Annotated in this window: 12 protein-coding genes; 1 reads left to right on the forward strand and 11 read right to left on the reverse strand. The window is 62.9% G+C overall.

Annotated elements, in window-relative coordinates; genetic code table 11:
- Positions 1–206 precede the first annotated feature (206 nt).
- The 11 genes from HMPREF3104_RS03565 to HMPREF3104_RS03615 all read right to left on the reverse strand — a co-directional run bounded on the left by HMPREF3104_RS03565 (position 207) and on the right by HMPREF3104_RS03615 (position 11024).
- On the reverse strand, positions 207–3053 hold the full coding sequence (locus HMPREF3104_RS03565) for a DNA methyltransferase (protein WP_070494337.1): 2847 nt from the start codon (positions 3051–3053) through the stop codon (positions 207–209).
- A gap of 45 nt (positions 3054–3098) precedes the next feature.
- On the reverse strand, positions 3099–3578 hold the full coding sequence (locus HMPREF3104_RS03570; protein WP_070494339.1) for a hypothetical protein: 480 nt from the start codon (positions 3576–3578) through the stop codon (positions 3099–3101).
- 427 nt (positions 3579–4005) lie between these two features.
- Positions 4006–4302 carry a hypothetical protein gene (locus tag HMPREF3104_RS03575; protein ID WP_070494341.1) on the reverse strand — a complete coding sequence of 99 codons (297 nt, stop codon included), beginning with the start codon at positions 4300–4302 and terminating at the stop codon, positions 4006–4008.
- The gene (locus tag HMPREF3104_RS03580; RefSeq protein WP_070494343.1) at positions 4299–4673 is read right to left on the reverse strand and encodes a P27 family phage terminase small subunit; all 375 of its coding nucleotides are present in this window, start codon (positions 4671–4673) and stop codon (positions 4299–4301) included. The genes HMPREF3104_RS03575 and HMPREF3104_RS03580 overlap by 4 nt, the downstream gene beginning before the upstream one ends.
- Positions 4670–5350 (reverse strand): hypothetical protein, encoded by a 681-nt coding sequence (locus HMPREF3104_RS03585; protein ID WP_070494345.1) that lies wholly within the window; start codon positions 5348–5350, stop codon positions 4670–4672. The genes HMPREF3104_RS03580 and HMPREF3104_RS03585 overlap by 4 nt, the downstream gene beginning before the upstream one ends.
- Before the next feature lie 294 nt (positions 5351–5644).
- Positions 5645–6421 (reverse strand): hypothetical protein, encoded by a 777-nt coding sequence (locus HMPREF3104_RS03590; protein WP_070494346.1) that lies wholly within the window; start codon positions 6419–6421, stop codon positions 5645–5647.
- Between the two features lie 22 nt (positions 6422–6443).
- Entirely contained in the window at positions 6444–6674 is a 231-nt protein-coding gene (locus HMPREF3104_RS03595) for a hypothetical protein (RefSeq protein WP_070494349.1), read from the reverse strand.
- Positions 6675–6799: 125 nt separating this feature from the next.
- Positions 6800–6997, reverse strand: coding sequence for a hypothetical protein (locus tag HMPREF3104_RS03600; protein ID WP_070494351.1), 198 nt, complete (start codon positions 6995–6997; stop codon positions 6800–6802).
- Between the two features lie 1061 nt (positions 6998–8058).
- Positions 8059–9087, reverse strand: a complete 1029-nt coding sequence (locus HMPREF3104_RS03605) for an AAA family ATPase (protein ID WP_070494353.1) — start codon at positions 9085–9087, stop codon at positions 8059–8061.
- 15 nt (positions 9088–9102) lie between these two features.
- Positions 9103–9453 carry a hypothetical protein gene (locus tag HMPREF3104_RS03610; protein WP_070494355.1) on the reverse strand — a complete coding sequence of 117 codons (351 nt, stop codon included), beginning with the start codon at positions 9451–9453 and terminating at the stop codon, positions 9103–9105.
- Positions 9450–11024 (reverse strand): recombinase family protein, encoded by a 1575-nt coding sequence (locus HMPREF3104_RS03615; protein ID WP_083278908.1) that lies wholly within the window; start codon positions 11022–11024, stop codon positions 9450–9452. Before HMPREF3104_RS03615 ends, HMPREF3104_RS03610 begins: the two co-directional genes overlap by 4 nt.
- A 233-nt stretch (positions 11025–11257) precedes the next feature.
- On the opposite strand from HMPREF3104_RS03615, the gene HMPREF3104_RS03620 reads away from it, so the two are divergent.
- Positions 11258–14434 (forward strand): translation initiation factor IF-2 N-terminal domain-containing protein, encoded by a 3177-nt coding sequence (locus HMPREF3104_RS03620; protein ID WP_070494360.1) that lies wholly within the window; start codon positions 11258–11260, stop codon positions 14432–14434.
- The last annotated feature ends 96 nt before the right edge of the window (positions 14435–14530 follow it).

Consider the following 14530-nt stretch of genomic DNA (forward strand, 5'->3'; position numbering starts at 1 on the left):
TCCTGCATATCGTCAAACACCTCTTAAGTATGTTTTAAAGCACTGGCCCACTACCTGGTGTTTTAACCAGGTTCTTCGCTGGTTATTAATCTTCCGCTAGAGTTTCAGCCAGCCGGTGCGGTCGCCCACCCCCCCCGAGGCGCAGCTCCGGTTAGGCCTAGCGGTTGAGCCCCACCCCCAAGGAACGCTCCCGCTAGGCCGCTCTGCTACTCCTCTCCGCCGGTTAGGCGTGCGTAGTTGGTGAACAGCAGCTCCTGGCGCTGCCTCTCGTTCTGGAGGCGCTTCGGAGCGCCGAAGGCGGTGTCAACCTCGCGGTCCAGGGCGTTGTGCGCCTTGATCAGCTCCGGTGCCATCGCCAGCGGGTTATAGTGCTCCGCCAGGGAACGCTCCGGGTGCAACTTGCGCGCAGCGAGCACGCCTTGCCCGGCCTTGATAATCCGCTGCCGCTGCTGCTCGGTGAGCTCCGGCACCGGGAACGTGTTCCAAGTGAGGGTGTTAGCAAAATTGAGATCCGACTTGAGGCGGCCTCCGATCATCCGCTGCCAGGTGATGAACATAGAGGAGGAGATCAGCCCAAACAGCAACCCCTCCGGGTCCTCAGCCGTGTAAACCTTGTCACCGGCGATAACGTCAGCGGAATAGTGCGCTGCGGTGTAGTAGAGCCGCGTCTCTGAGACCACGCGGGGGATCGCCACGTAATCCACCGCTGGCTGGTGTAGTTCCTGAAATAAGTACGGCGTAGCCGCAGACTCTCTGGTTGCTGCCTTGCGGCTTGCGAGGCGCATGGTGCGTACCGTCTCTACCCGCTCCCGAAGCAGCGGGGAACGCTCCAGGTCCGCCGGGTCGAAATCTGCATCCGCCATCCACAGACACCAGCGGTCCAGGCCTCGCACCAGCTCTCGCCCCATGCGGAACGGGCGCAGGTACTTCGCCGCCACCGGATCAGCCGCAACCTCCTCGTAATCCGCTACTTCCACAATCAGGTTGCCGCCGTCTACCGGCTTGGAACCGAACCGAACGGCTGGAAGATCCGCAAGGGGTTTAGAGCGCTTGGCAACCAGAACCTGGGGCCCGTCGATCAGGTAGGCGTTAATCCCGGTGTCAACCTTCATGGGCACCGGCTCGCCGTTAACTTGCGGGTAATCCCACAGTCTCGGGATTAACCCAGCCTCGCGGGTGAATCCAACAATCACACAGTGCACCGCCGCCTGGCCCGGCGCTTCCGAATCCCAGGCGAAGGTCCGGTGCGCGAACTTGATCTGCCAGCCCTGGCGGTACAATGGCCCGAACAGCGCCGGGACCGGCTGGCCCTGGGTAATCGAGTTTGTGGTTACGAACGCGAAATCGCCCGGCCGGTCCTCGAACAGGCGCATCGCCTGCGCGTGCCAGGCCGTGACGTAATCAAGGTAACCGTCGTAATCCTTGCCCCAGACACGGCGCATGTCCTCTGTCTGCTCTTTGGTTTTGGTGTACTGCCCAATGAACGGCGGGTTACCAAACACAAAGGTTCTACCCCTGGGAACCGGCAGCAGCTCTCTCCAGTCCACCCCCAGCGCGTTCGCGTGGTGAATCCTTGCGCTGATCTGGATAGGCAGACGCGAAGGCGCTTGCCCCACACGCTCAGCGAGCTTCTTGTTCGCCTGGTGATCCACCAGGAACATCGCGGTCTCAGCGATCCTGGCGGGCCACCAGTTCAGCTCTATCCCGTGAAACTGTCCGATAGACAGCTTCTGCTCGAACGCGACATCCACAACGAACTGGTCGTTCTTCTGGCGCTCGCGCAGTTCAACGATCACGTCGGTCTCGATCTCGCGTAGCTCGCGGTACGCAACGATAAGGAAGTTGCCGGAGCCGCACGCCGGATCGCAGTAGACGTTGTTCGCCAGCGAATCACGAAACGCCGCCAGATCCTTCTGCGTGGTTGTCTTGTTGCGGATCAGCCGGTCCGCCTCCGCCCTGAGATCATCCAGGAACAGGGGCCCCAGCGTCTTGAGAATGCTCTTCTCGCTCGTGTAGTGCTCGCCAGCCTCGCGGCGGGCCTCCTTGCTCTTCACCAGCTGGAACAGCGATCCGAAGATAGCCGGGGAAATATGACTCCAGTCGAACCGGCAAGCGCGCAGCAGTGCGCTGCGCATCCCAGCATCGAAGTACTGCAACCCCATCGGCTCTGCGAAGATCGCGCCGTTGACGTACGGGAACCGCGCCATCGAATCGGGCACCCTTCGCCTGCGCTCCTCCGGGGTGTTGAGCACGTCGAACAGCGCGTTGAGCTGAGCCCCCAGGTTCTCCGGCGTGGTCGCCTCCTCGACGAACCTGGTAAACAGGTCAGCCTCCCACAGCCCAGCATCATCACCGAACAGTAGGAACAGCAGCCTGGTGAGGTACATCGAAGTCTCTTGAACCGCCAGGTCCTCCTCCTCGGGCGTGCGCGCCGCGTCCGCGCCAACACCCTCGTCGGCATCCTCGCCAACCATCGCCGTAAACAGATCGGCCATTAAGCGAGAAGCCCGGATGGAGGCCTCCACCTCCTCGGCCTTGGAAACAGTCTCGTAACCAGCAAGGAACTTGAGCTGATCAACGCGGCTAGCAACCTCCGCCAGCGGGAACTCGGTATCGAACGCCAGCTGCGGATCACCCAGCCTGATCAGCCGGAAACTCTCGAAGTTGGTCAGCAGAATGTAGCGCGGCCACTCTGTGTCCGCCACGTCCCCGCCGTTGAGGTAGTCCAGCACCTGCTGGTAAGCGACCCCCAGATCAACGCCCGGGCGCTTGGCCTCGCCGATCACCACGCCGGGAACAAACAGATCGATCCGACCACGGCCCCCGGTTGAGGCGCGCGTAGCGTTGCGCTCGAACAGGTTGAATCGCTCGCTCTGGATACCGAAGCAGCGGAACAGATCTATCCAGAAACGCTGCGCGCTCTGCTGCTCCTCGCCGCTGAGGCCTTCGCACTTCCACTCTTCCAGCTCGCCCAGCCAGTGGGCTTGAAAATCTCTCAGCCTGCGCAGCATGGTATCGCGGTCCGGCCTGGTGTTCAGCGGGTTTACAGCCATGCCCAAACACTAGCGGAGGTGCCCAGCCGAGAAGCCGAAACAGGGTTACGCGGGCAGAAAATCCTTCGCGAACGGCAGAGCGAGACCTGCCAGCGAGACAACCAGTGCCAGGACAGAGATCGCGATAGCAGCGGTAGCGCTGGAGCCGTTCTGCTCCTGGTGCTGGGTTGACTCCACGCACTGCTTGGTGAGCGCACGAATCTTGTGGAACGCCGCGATCTCCTCGGGGGTGTTGAACCTATCGAACTCGCCGGTCGTGAAGTCCGCGTCCGTCAGCTGCGCCATCTCCCGGTAGCGGTCCTTCGCCTCGGCAACGCTGAGGTAAACCCCAGCAAGCTCGCTGCCGTCGGTGAGGTACTTGGGATAGTGCGAAGTGAAGTAGCGAGCAACGGACTCCTCTTCGGTTGTTTCGAGATACAGGGCGCAAACGCTGCCCTCCACCTTCAGGGACGCTGCTTCCGCCGGGGTAGCGAAAACAGCAGTAGCGGCGCACGCTGCTACGGCAGCGGCCTGGAAACGTTTCATACGGACCTCCTAGCGGGCACAACAGTTTCGCACAGGATAGCTGCCCACGCGGTGCCGTGCGCACGCTTCCGCTCCGCTCGTACTCTCCCGGCCTCGGTCTCAGCTAATCACCGGGTGTTGGCGTGCGTGGGCCGGTAGCCGCCCGCAGCGCGAGGGCTGGACACACACTGCCGTCTGTCTCCTTGAGTACGAACCGGTGGGGCCCGCCGCCCACGGCAACCGGCGCGAAGCTCGCGCCCATCACCGCGCGGGCGTGGTAGCCGCCTGAGGTGGGGCAGCACACGGCCCCGAACGCTCACAACAGCCCCCAGAATCCGTTCTGGGGCGCTGAACCATCACCGGGCAACCAAACACCCTGCCCAGCCAGTTAAAGAGCTCCAGGAGGGTGTACGCCGGAGACACTCCCGGCCACGCACTGAGGAACCTATTATCCCGGGGTGCTGCTGCGCAGGCAGTGCTCGATCCAGTCCGCCAGCGAGACCTCAGCCAGCTCCGCAACCTCCAGCGCGAAGCTCCGGCTTGCGTGCGCAACCTCGATCTGCACCTGCGCGTGCAACTCCTCGAAATAGCGGGCGTAGCGCTCCGATACACCAGGCACAGCAAGGCCGGTGCCGTCCGCCAGGGCCGTGCAGTCCGTTGGCATTAGCCTGCGGGCAGTCTCACCGATAAGCTCCGCCACCGCCTCTGGGCCCGTACCAGACCCAGCACGCTTGCGCACCGTCACTTGCCACCCCCTCGGCTCCAGCGGGCGTTAGCCGCCCGGCGTGCCTGGCGCTCGCGGCGCTGCGCACGCTCCACCGCCTCCGCATCGGAATCAGGCAATCCCAGCGACTTAATCAGCGTGTTGAGCGTCGTTGTTTGTGCCCTGATCTCCTGAATCAGGGGGTGGATAATCAGCTGCCCGGTACTGCCTTTGGCGGTCAGTGGCGCGGTAGCGGAGGCCTCCTCCAGCTTCTCGATCTGGTCAGCGACCCTGCAAGCGCGCTCCAGAATCGCCACCTTCCCAGGCTCGCCTTGGAAATCAAATTCCCCAACCATAGAGTCCCACAGCCGCAGCCCGGCCGGACCCAGGTTCTCTGGTACTAGCACTGTCATGCGCACGCCTCCTTGACGGCCCGAAGGCCTGCAAGCGGGTTTAACCCGCGTTTGTAGTGTGTGTTCTCCTCGATCGTGCACGGGAACAGGTTGTGCACGGTGTGCCCCATCGTGCCCGGACGGTTCAGCGGATCGAAATGATCCAAACTCATGTTCTCGCTGGTCAGCGGCGTACCAGAGTAGTGCGAGCGGGCCGGGTCGATCCCCGAGGCCTCCCAGTGCGCCAGCAGCTGCTCCTCCGTCACAACCACGGCCGGAGCCCCAAGCTTGATAGCTCGCGCTAGTCCGCGATCTAGACGAATCTTCCACGGATGCCGCTGCCGGTACAGCCTGCTGGAGGAGCGAGACTTAGCGCGAGCTGCGTCCCGGTCCTGGTTAAGCCTCGCCAGGTCGCGAGCTCTCTTGCACACCTTGCACTCGCTGCGCGGCTTGCCCTTGCGAAGGCCGAACTCGCTCAGCTCCTTCACCGCCTTGCACGGGTTGCACCGCTTAAGCCGGTAGCCGCGCAGCACCTCGTGATGCTCCTGCGGCAGCCGGTTCCGTTCGTTCGTTTCCAGCCACTGGTTGGCAAGCGCGGTGTACTCCTCGGACGTTACAGCATCAAGGTAGTACCCCCTTGCCTCGCGCAGCCTGCGAAGCTGCGCCGGTGATACCTCCGGAGTCGTTGTTTCTGTCATTGTGTAAAGCTTCTTTCGTGTTGGTCGTTAAAAAATGGGCGAAAAGTCAGCACAGCCGAAGGCTGCCTTTATCACGCTCGGTCTCGCGTACGGGGTAGGGGCATACCCCCTGGGGTGTTGTGCCAGCTCACAGCCTTGCCAGGCGGCGCGGTTGCACGCGCTCAGCCGGTGAGTAAGCCGGGAACAGTCGTGTCCTGCTGCCAGCGAGGAGGGCCTCCAGGCCGGTGCCTGCGCTGCCGGTGCCCTGCCAGGAGCAAGCGCAACCCAGCGCAGCGCACACCTCCAGCAAGCCCGCTAGTACGCTCCTGCACACCTCCGCAGCTCGCGCTGCGCGTCCTCACCCAGCGCCTGGTAGCGCTGTTCAAACACCCCGGCAGTCTCTGCTGCCTCCGAAGGCAGCGACAGGGCCAGGGCCACGCCGTCCTGCACGGCGCGCAGGCGAACCGGGTCCACCGCTGCCAGGGCAGCGTTCACCGCGCCGGAACCTGCGGTCTGGATCGCCGCGTACTGCTCCAGGGTGGCGGGCTGCAACACCAGCAGCTGGGTTGACAGCTTGTTCACGCGGTATTCCTCAGTAGGAACAACGCGGCCGAGGTCCAGCAGCCACTGGCGCGCCTGCTCGATCACGGCGTTAGCCGCCTTCGCCTCCGTGTACGCGGTGAACGTCTCAGGGCCCCAGCTGGTCACGTCCTCGGCAGTGAACTCGCTAGGCAGCAGCGGGGCAGCCTCAGCGTAGCGGCGCGCCGCCTCCGTAAACCCCGGCTCGATCTGCTCCAGGTACGCCTCCAGGTTGTCAGCCACGCTGGTGCGCAGCGCATCCGCGATCATGGCGCGGGCCTGGTTGGCAGCGCGTAGCATCGGCTCGCCAGCGGTGGCTGAGTGCTCGGCCTGCGCTCGCACCACGCGAGCAACCTTCTTCGGATCAAGCACACCCTCCCAGCCCGGGGCCTGCTGTACAGACTCCTCCAGAGCCTCGGCAACAGCGAGGAGCTTGGCTACTCCGGCGGGGTGCTCCAGGCCGAAGGCGTTGACGGTGTTGATACGGTCGGTTGGAGAAGAATAAAAGTTCATAGTTGTTTCCTTCCGGTGTTGGTTACTGGTTGGTCGGGTAGGAGTGGACAGCGCCGTTCGTGCCGTCGGGCGCGTCCTCCGGGTAGTGGGTAATACGCTCTGCGTGGTCAACGATCGCGTCCGCGAAGGCGAACGCTTGATCCGGTGACAGGTCCACGCGGTTGGGGCCGCGCACAACCACGCGGTCCGGGTCGGTGCGGACGGTTACCCTTGAGCGCTTGCCCATTACTTCCAGCCGGGTGTTGCCGGTCATGGTGTTATCCCTTCTCTACTCGCAAAAACGTGCGCCTCAGCGCCCGTCTAAGCGGTTCGTTCTACGCTCCGGGGTGTTTACCCCGGAGAATGTTTTTAGGCCCTCTGCGGGCCTTCTAGGCCCCTCTACGGGGCTTGCTTGCTTGCGTTGAGCGCCTCCGCCACCAGCTTTGCGTTGGTGCTGGTGAGAAGTTGCTCGCGGGTTAATCCCGCCTCTGCTGCTACACCGTCAATCCAGCGGCGCTGCGCCGCCTGGCGCTGGCGGTAGCGCTTGCTGTACTGGCGCTGCTGCTGCGGTGTGCAGCCGTTAGGTAGTCGTTGCATGGTCGTACCCCTAGCGTTAGTGTTTTCGATAAAAATAAGAGCGCCCCCGGCCCGGCGTTCGTGCCGGGCCAAGGGCAGACCAACAACCAGCACCCCTCCGGCCGAAGCAAAAACCGGAAGGAGCCAGAGCGCCCAGCGACGCTCAGGGGGACGCACGCCAGCACCACAGACAAGGAAGTTTGGTAGTTGCTTGCACAACGTTGCGTGCGCCCGCCTCAGCGCCGTTGCGGCTGCTGCTGGTTGGGGTTCATCGCCGGGGAAACGAACGTCCCGGCGGGAGAAGGATGCCCGCGGGGGCCTCCATAATGTATATAGGTGCCACACACCACCGGCGGGCCTCGGTGGGCCCGGTGGCGCTGGTGCAAGCGGGGCCTATCTGCCCAGCTCACCCCTCGTATTGTATATAGGTGTTCAAATGTCGGTACCCCCCATTTCGGGGGTATTGGTTGATGTTGTGTGCATAATCTGGTATTGGAATCTCCGGAGATTATCCTCCGCAATGTATATAGGTGTCACAAATCCCAATTACCCTATTCCGGGGGTGCGAGTTGCAGGCTCGCTCACCGGGGTGTAGGCACCCCCTTCGGAGGTTGCAGGTCTCCGGGGCCTGCACACCACAACCACCACCGCAGCCACCCTCCTGCGGGGGTGCCTGCTTGCTTCGGGTTGACTTGCTCGGCCTGGCCTGATCGACCATGCCAGCGCAACCTTCGCCGTCGGCTCCCGGCCTCCGGTACCACCAACCTCGCCCCCGGTTCTTCTTCCGGTGGCTCGCCGCAGCCCGAAGGAGCGGAGGCGCTGATCCGGTGATCACGGTTGACCACCGAACCAGCGGGACTAGCTCGCGGCGGGAATCTCCCAGATCCCCACCCCTCGCTAAACTTCCGCGCGCTCCAGGCGCGCTGAGTGCATCCCCCGGATGCCGCTGTCCATTGTCTCGGCTCCCGGTGCCTTGACAATTGACACCGGAGGGGGATACATAAGGGGGTGACTGTCAAATGTCAAAACTCTCTGACCTGCGGAAACGCAAGCCGTTTTGACACTGATATTTTGCCGGAGTGTCAAAAGTATCTGCGGTTTTCACGGTCCCACGCCAGCCCGGATCTCCCGATCTTGGCCCTGATCGTGCGCGGCGTAAGCTTCCCGCCGTCCACGCTCACCACACCAGGCTGTTCTGCGATCCACTCCCACACCTCGGCCTGGGTGCCTCGCGGCGCGCTCGGTGATGCTGCCAGCTGCCGGATAAGCTCCTCGACCCTGAGCTTGGCAGCGTCTCGCTTGCGCGGTGCTGCCTCGGCCTGCTCCTCGGTGGCTTGCGCGTCCAGGACAAGGAACCCCTCGCTGTTTGTTCGGCACACCAGCTTCTCGGCCACGGCGTTGTTGGAAACAACCTCCAGCTCGCGCACCGGGTTATCAACGCCGCCCGGTGCAAACAGGTTCACCCTGGCGCGCGCGTACTGGGTTGCCGCGGCGTTGCCCATCGGGCGCTTGATCGGCTTGCCTTCGTGCCTGGAGTCGGTGGCGTGGCCGACCAGGATGCGAGCCACGCCTTCGCCCACCCCAGCGATGCGGTGCCACAACTCCCGCCAGCCCTCGCGCTGGTTGATCTCGCCCTCCACCAGGTCGGTGGCGTGATCGAACACCGCAAGGCCGATACCGGCACCCTCGATGAACGTCCGAAGGTCTAACCAGTCCTCGCGGCCGAGGCCTACACCGGCCTCCAGGATGAACACGCGGTCTCCAGGTACCCCCAGCTTGTTGAGCCGGTCCTGGTACTCGATCCTGCTGCCCGCGTCGGTGGTAACTATGAGTGTTTTCACCCCGGAGCGGACCGGGCTCCTGCCGAGGAGGTCCTCGCCGGTGGCAACCGCCCGAACAATCTGCGCAACCAGGTAAGACTTACCCGCCTTTGACTGCCCGTAAAGGAAGGTGTTTGTGGATGCAACCAGGCCTGGGATAAGCCAGAAGTCCTTGGTGCTCGGCAGTCCGCGCTCGTTCATCGTCCCGAGGCTGTCAATGCCGAGGAGGTGAGCAGCGAGGGCTGCCTCCTCAGCGGCGGTTAGCTGGTACTGGTTGTTGTCCGTGGTCATGGTCTCTCTCTCGTGCTAGTTGTTGGTTGCGTTCCGAATATCCGGGTGGGGGCTGGCGATTAGCTCGCCGTCGATGCTGAGTAGGAGGCCGTCATCCACCATTGCGCGGATCACCTCCCCGGTCGGTATTCCCAGCTCTGCTGCTGCCTCGCTGATCGTGGTGAACCCATCGTCCACCGCCTCGGGCGCTGGTAACAGCTGCGCCGGGCCCCACACCTCCAGGAGGAGCCGCCCGTACTGCCAGCCCGCCCGAAGGCCCCAGCCTTCGGCAAGGATCAGCTGATCTAGTTCTCCGGGCCTGCCGGTGCTGCGGTCTCGAACAACCAGGACACCGCCCTCGCCCTGGACTCGCTGCCAGGTGATCACTGCTCACCGTCCTGGGTGGGTTTAGCCTGCGCCGCCTCGATCTGCTGGCGGTGCTCCTCGGATAATCCGGCCATGAACTCCCGCTGCTGATCCTCCAGGACGGCGTTAGCGTCCACCGGCATTGCGGAATGAATCATCCTCAGCTCCTCGGGCAGCAGAATCTCACTCTCCAGCACAGCGGATGCCCATCGGTTGCCCTTCACGATCGTGCGAGCCCGGTAGCGGATGCCTGCCGAAGTCAGCAGCAACCGCCTGCCTTCGGTGTCCAGCTGGTCCCACCGCTCGCCGTAGGTTACGCCGGTGTTGAACCACTCGGTGCCGTCGTCGGTTGTGATCGATGCCTCCAGGTCCCTGATCCGGTTGGAAACAGCGTCAAGCTGCTGGAACAGCATCCTGCGCGTCTCTTCGTCCGGTGCCGAAGGCAGATAGCTCGCAATGTCCTTGTAGGTTGCACGCGCCTGCTCCAGCTCGCTAGCCGAGGAGCGAACCACGCTCACGCGCTTCTCCAGGATCGGCAGATCCGCGATAAAGTCCCGGAACTTCTCCTCGATATCAGCTTCCACAACCACCGCGTTCAGGTGAATCATCGGCTTGTGGTTCAGGCAACGGTAGGCACTGGCGGTCTCGCGCTTGTGGCGAAACAGCGACATGTTCTGCCCACACTCCCAGCACTCGATTACGCCGTTCAGCGGGGCAGTAACCTTCGGCTTGCGAACCCTGGTGTTCCGGCTGGACCACAATTCTTGGATACGGTTGTAGTCCTCGATGCTGATCGAAGGCTCGCACCGCTTAACCGGCTCGCCGTTATCGTCCAGGACCGGCTTGCCCTGGTACATCGTCCAGCCGAGGTAGGCCTTGTTATTGAGAATCGTCCTGATCGTCGTACTGCTCCAGCCCTTGCTCTTTAGGGGCCCGTGGTTGCGCCGCGCCCACTTGCCGCCAACCTCGTTGAGGTCCGCAGCAATGTACGAAAGAGGTCTGTTTAACAGCGCCTGCTGGAAGATCCACTGGAGGATCTCCTGAGTCTCTGGATCTTTCACCAGCTCCTTGCCGCCGTCCTGGCGTGGGGCAACCTTGTAGCCGAAGGGAACGAACCCGCCGGTGAACCGGCCAGACTCCCGAAGGGCCTTCTTGCCCGCCGTGACGCGCTCTGTGATAGCCTCCAGCTCGCCCTCCGCCACGCCAGCGATAACGTTGGCCACCAGGCGGCCGGTCCACGTTGACAGATCGATATTGTCGGAAACGCACACCAGCTGTTTGCCGTTGTCCTGTATCCATCCGAACAGTGCGTTCATGTTGATCGCGTTGCGGGCTAGCCGGTCCAGCTTCCACGCAACCAGAATGTCCCACTCGCGTGCGCCGTCGTCGGTGAGGAACTTGCCCAGGGCCGGGGCATCGAACGGGGAGACGCTGCCGGAAACGTCAACGTCCTCAGCCCAGGCCACAACCTCGTGCCCGTTGTTGTCTGCCCAGGACTGGATCAACTCGCGCTGGCGGCCCACGCTGGTGGACTCCTCTGTCATTCTTGATAGGCGAATACGCCCCAAAACTCGTGCCATACAGTCAAACATACTTTAGGGAAGTGCGCTTCTTCCCCTGCATATTTGTTGAAAACGGCCGAGCTCTTTCAAGCGTGGGCAGCGTGAGGAACGTCTGGATTGCCCGCGGTGTGCAACAATGGGGCCAGACTTTTTACAACCGTACGGTTCCCGTTTGGTGGCAGCACTGTGCGGCGGCGGCGAGAAACATCGCCAGCGCCCGGTGTTGAACGCTTCACGGGCCAACAATAAAAGAGGAGCTTATCGTGGCACGTAGCGACGAATCCGCTGAGCAAAACGAACGCCCAGCAACCAAGCAGGCAGCGAAGAAGACTGCAAAGAAGAGTGCTAAACGCACGGCAAAGAAAACTACTGCTAAGAAGAGCACGCGTAAGCGTGCGACAAAGCCGGAAGTCAAGGCGGCACCGCAGAACAAGTTTGAGGCGTTTGATCGTTCCCAGCTTGGTGAGAAGACGCGTGTGTTCAACCTGGCCAAGGCGCTGGATGAGCCGTCAAAGGACTTGGTTGTTGCGCTTTCTGAGCTGGGTTTGGTGAAGGTTGCGCAGTCCACGTTGACGCGCGCGGAGGCAGAGCAGCTGCTGACCGCGTTGTCTGCAAAGGCGAACAACGTTGAGCAGTCCGGGCAGTCTGGCGCTGAAGAAAGCGCTGCCGCTGAGGAGGCGGATGAGAAGATCCGCCAGCGTGTGCGCAAGGACGTTGCCAACGAGATCAACCAAATTGAGCGCAAGGTGGAGGCTGAGCTCGCTGAGAGTGCTGAGCTCGCCGAGAGCGCTGAGAACGTCGAACCAGCTGAAAACGCCAATGACGCTGAAACCGTTGAGGACTCGGCAGACGCTGAGGACTCAGAAGACCTGCTCACGGACGTTGAGCCGGAGATCACCCCGGCACCAGTAGAGGAAGCGGTAGCGTATGCGCCGGTGTTTAAGGCGCCGGCGCGATCGACGCGTCGTCGCGCAAGCCGCCCGAGCCAGAAGCCGGACCAGGACCAAGACCAGGACCAGGGCCAAGACCAGGATCAGGCAAGCACTCAGGACACCGCTGAAAACCAGCAGGAATCCAAGCAGGAATCCAAGCGGGAGGGGCAGCCGAGGCGTCGTCGTTCGCGCAGGACTAGCTCTGCACAGAACCAGCAGGGCCAGCAGAACACCCACGACAACCACGATGATGACGTCGAGGTGATCGAGGAGCCGAAGGCGATTAAGGGTTCGGCGCGTTTGGAGGCGCAGCGTCGTCGTCGTAGTGAGAAGCGCGAGGAGGGGCGCAAGCGTTCCAAGATTGTGTCGCAGGCGGAGTTCTTGGCGCGTCGTGAGTCGGTGAAGCGCACGATGGTGGTGCGTGAGCGTGAGCGTCATGACGGTGCGGGCAAGATCACACAGGTCGGCGTGCTTGAAGACGGCCTGTTGGTCGAGCACTTCGTCACCTCGGACGCCCAGGCGTCCATGATCGGCAACATTTACCTGGGCCGTGTGCAAAACGTGCTGCCCAGCATGGAGGCCGCGTTCATTGATATCGGCCAGGGTCGCAACGGTGTGCTCTACGCCGGTGAGGTGGACTGGAAGGCGGCGGGCTTGGGTGGACGCTCGCGTCGTATAGAACATGCCCTGAAGTCCGGTGACCAGGTGCTGGTGCAGGTGACCAAGGACCCGATCGGGCACAAGGGCGCGCGGCTGACTACGCAGATTTCCCTGGCTGGCCGCTACCTGGTGTACGTGCCGGGTGGCCGCAGCGCGGGTATTTCGAGGAAGTTGCCGGCGCCGGAGCGTAAGCGTCTCAAAGAAATTTTGAACAACGTGGTCCCGGGCAAGGGCGGCGCGATCATCCGTACTGCTGCGGAGAACGTGTCGGAGGAGGCCATTGCTGCGGACGTGAACCGTCTGCACACGCAGTGGGAGGCCATCCAGAACCGCGCGGAGAAGGAGAAGAACTCCAAGGGCGCCACCCCGGTCACGTTGTATGAAGAGCCGAACCTGCTGGTCAAGGTTGTTCGTGACCTGTTCAATGAGGACTTCACCGAGCTGGTTGTAGACGGCCGCAAGCCGTGGAACACCGTGCATGCGTATGTGGAGTCGGTGGCGCCGGATCTGTTGGACCGTCTGGTGAAGTTTGACCGCAACAAGCACGACGGCCAGGACGCGTTCGAGGTTTACCGCGTTGATGAACAGATTGAGAAGGCACTGTCGCGCACGGTGTGGCTGCCGTCGGGTGGTTCCTTGATCATTGATCGCACTGAGGCGATGACGGTCATTGACGTCAATACGGGCAAGTTCACCGGCTCTGGCGGTTCGTTGGAGGAGACGGTGACCTCGAATAACCTTGAGGCCGCCGAGGAGATCGTGCGTCAGATTCGCCTGCGTGACATTGGCGGGATCATCATCATTGACTTCATTGACATGATCTTGCCGGAGAACCAGGATTTGGTGCTGCGTCGTTTGAAGGAGGCGCTGGGGCGTGATCGGACGCGTCATCAGGTTTCGGAGGTGACGTCGCTAGGCCTGGTGCAGATGACGCGTAAGCGTTTGGGCACTGGTCTGCTGGAGACGTTCGCGCAGCCGTGTGAGGCGTGTGGCGGCCGCGGGATTGTCGTGGGCGATGATCCGGTTGATGGCCACGAGCATCACGAGCAGCATGGCCATCGCGACAACCGTAGGGATCGCCGGGAGCGCCGGGATAGCCGCCGCCGTCCGACGGGTGAGCACCCGGTAGCGAAGGCGATGCGTGAAGAAGCCGCGTCGAAGGAAATCGACCCGGCTGTTGAGGCGGAGTTGGATGAGATCGCAGGCTCGATCATCGTCGGGGCGGACACGGACACTGCGGACACTGATCAGCCGCAGGAGAAGCGTCCGCGCCGCCGCGGTCGTCGCGGTGGTTCCCGTGGGCGGGGCAAGGAGCTTCAGCTTGACGACGCTAACGTGAACACCCCAACCGACTCCGCCACGGACACCGCTACTGGCACCGCCACGGACACAGACGCCCCAACGCAGACGTATGAGGAGGCGGTTGAGGAGTTTGAGGCCTCGCCGCGCCGCAAGCGTCGCACGCGTGGGAACTCGCGCTCGGATCACCGTCCGAAGCGTGAGGACTTCGTCCCGGAAGTAGAGGCGGACGTGGAAGCAGAGGCGCCGGCGGAGGCGGCGCCGCGTGATGGCGGGCGCAGCGACAACCGTGCTGGCCGTGCTGGTCGCAGCGGCCGCAGCGCTGGCCGTTCGTCTGCTGCGAAGCCGCGTACGCGTGAGCGTCGTAGGGCAACGCGTCGCACCTCAACGTCTGCGACCCGTTCGCAGTCGGGTGCAGGATCTGCCCAGAGCAAGGGTGGCCAGTCTTCGCAGAAGCGCGCTGCTCAAGCGAAGCGCGAGGCGGCGCATGTTGAGGTCTCGCAGCGCCGTGGTCGTCGTAGGGCGACACGCCGTACGTCTCGCAGATAGCGGCAGGAAAGGCCGGGGTTTGGTAAATCGCGGCCTTCCGGTGTAGTCTTTGACAGTCGCTGTTTTGGGGTGCTCGCACCTCGTTGCCCAAGCATG

Source organism: Corynebacterium sp. HMSC30G07, assembly GCF_001806945.1.
GTDB lineage: Bacteria > Actinomycetota > Actinomycetes > Mycobacteriales > Mycobacteriaceae > Corynebacterium > Corynebacterium riegelii.

Bases quoted from the DNA above. Each gene is read 5' to 3' on its own strand.
- HMPREF3104_RS03570 (WP_070494339.1), bottom strand. From the start codon at position 3,578: ATGAAACGTTTCCAGGCCGCTGCCGTAGCAGCGTGCGCCGCTACTGCT.
- HMPREF3104_RS03580 (WP_070494343.1), bottom strand. From the start codon at position 4,673: ATGACAGTGCTAGTACCAGAGAACCTGGGTCCGGCCGGGCTGCGGCTG.
- HMPREF3104_RS03590 (WP_070494346.1), bottom strand. From the start codon at position 6,421: ATGAACTTTTATTCTTCTCCAACCGACCGTATCAACACCGTCAACGCC.
- HMPREF3104_RS03595 (WP_070494349.1), bottom strand. From the start codon at position 6,674: ATGACCGGCAACACCCGGCTGGAAGTAATGGGCAAGCGCTCAAGGGTA.
- HMPREF3104_RS03565 (WP_070494337.1), bottom strand. From the start codon at position 3,053: ATGGCTGTAAACCCGCTGAACACCAGGCCGGACCGCGATACCATGCTG.
- HMPREF3104_RS03585 (WP_070494345.1), bottom strand. From the start codon at position 5,350: ATGACAGAAACAACGACTCCGGAGGTATCACCGGCGCAGCTTCGCAGG.
- HMPREF3104_RS03615 (WP_083278908.1), bottom strand. From the start codon at position 11,024: ATGTTTGACTGTATGGCACGAGTTTTGGGGCGTATTCGCCTATCAAGA.
- HMPREF3104_RS03605 (WP_070494353.1), bottom strand. From the start codon at position 9,087: ATGACCACGGACAACAACCAGTACCAGCTAACCGCCGCTGAGGAGGCA.
- HMPREF3104_RS03600 (WP_070494351.1), bottom strand. From the start codon at position 6,997: ATGCAACGACTACCTAACGGCTGCACACCGCAGCAGCAGCGCCAGTAC.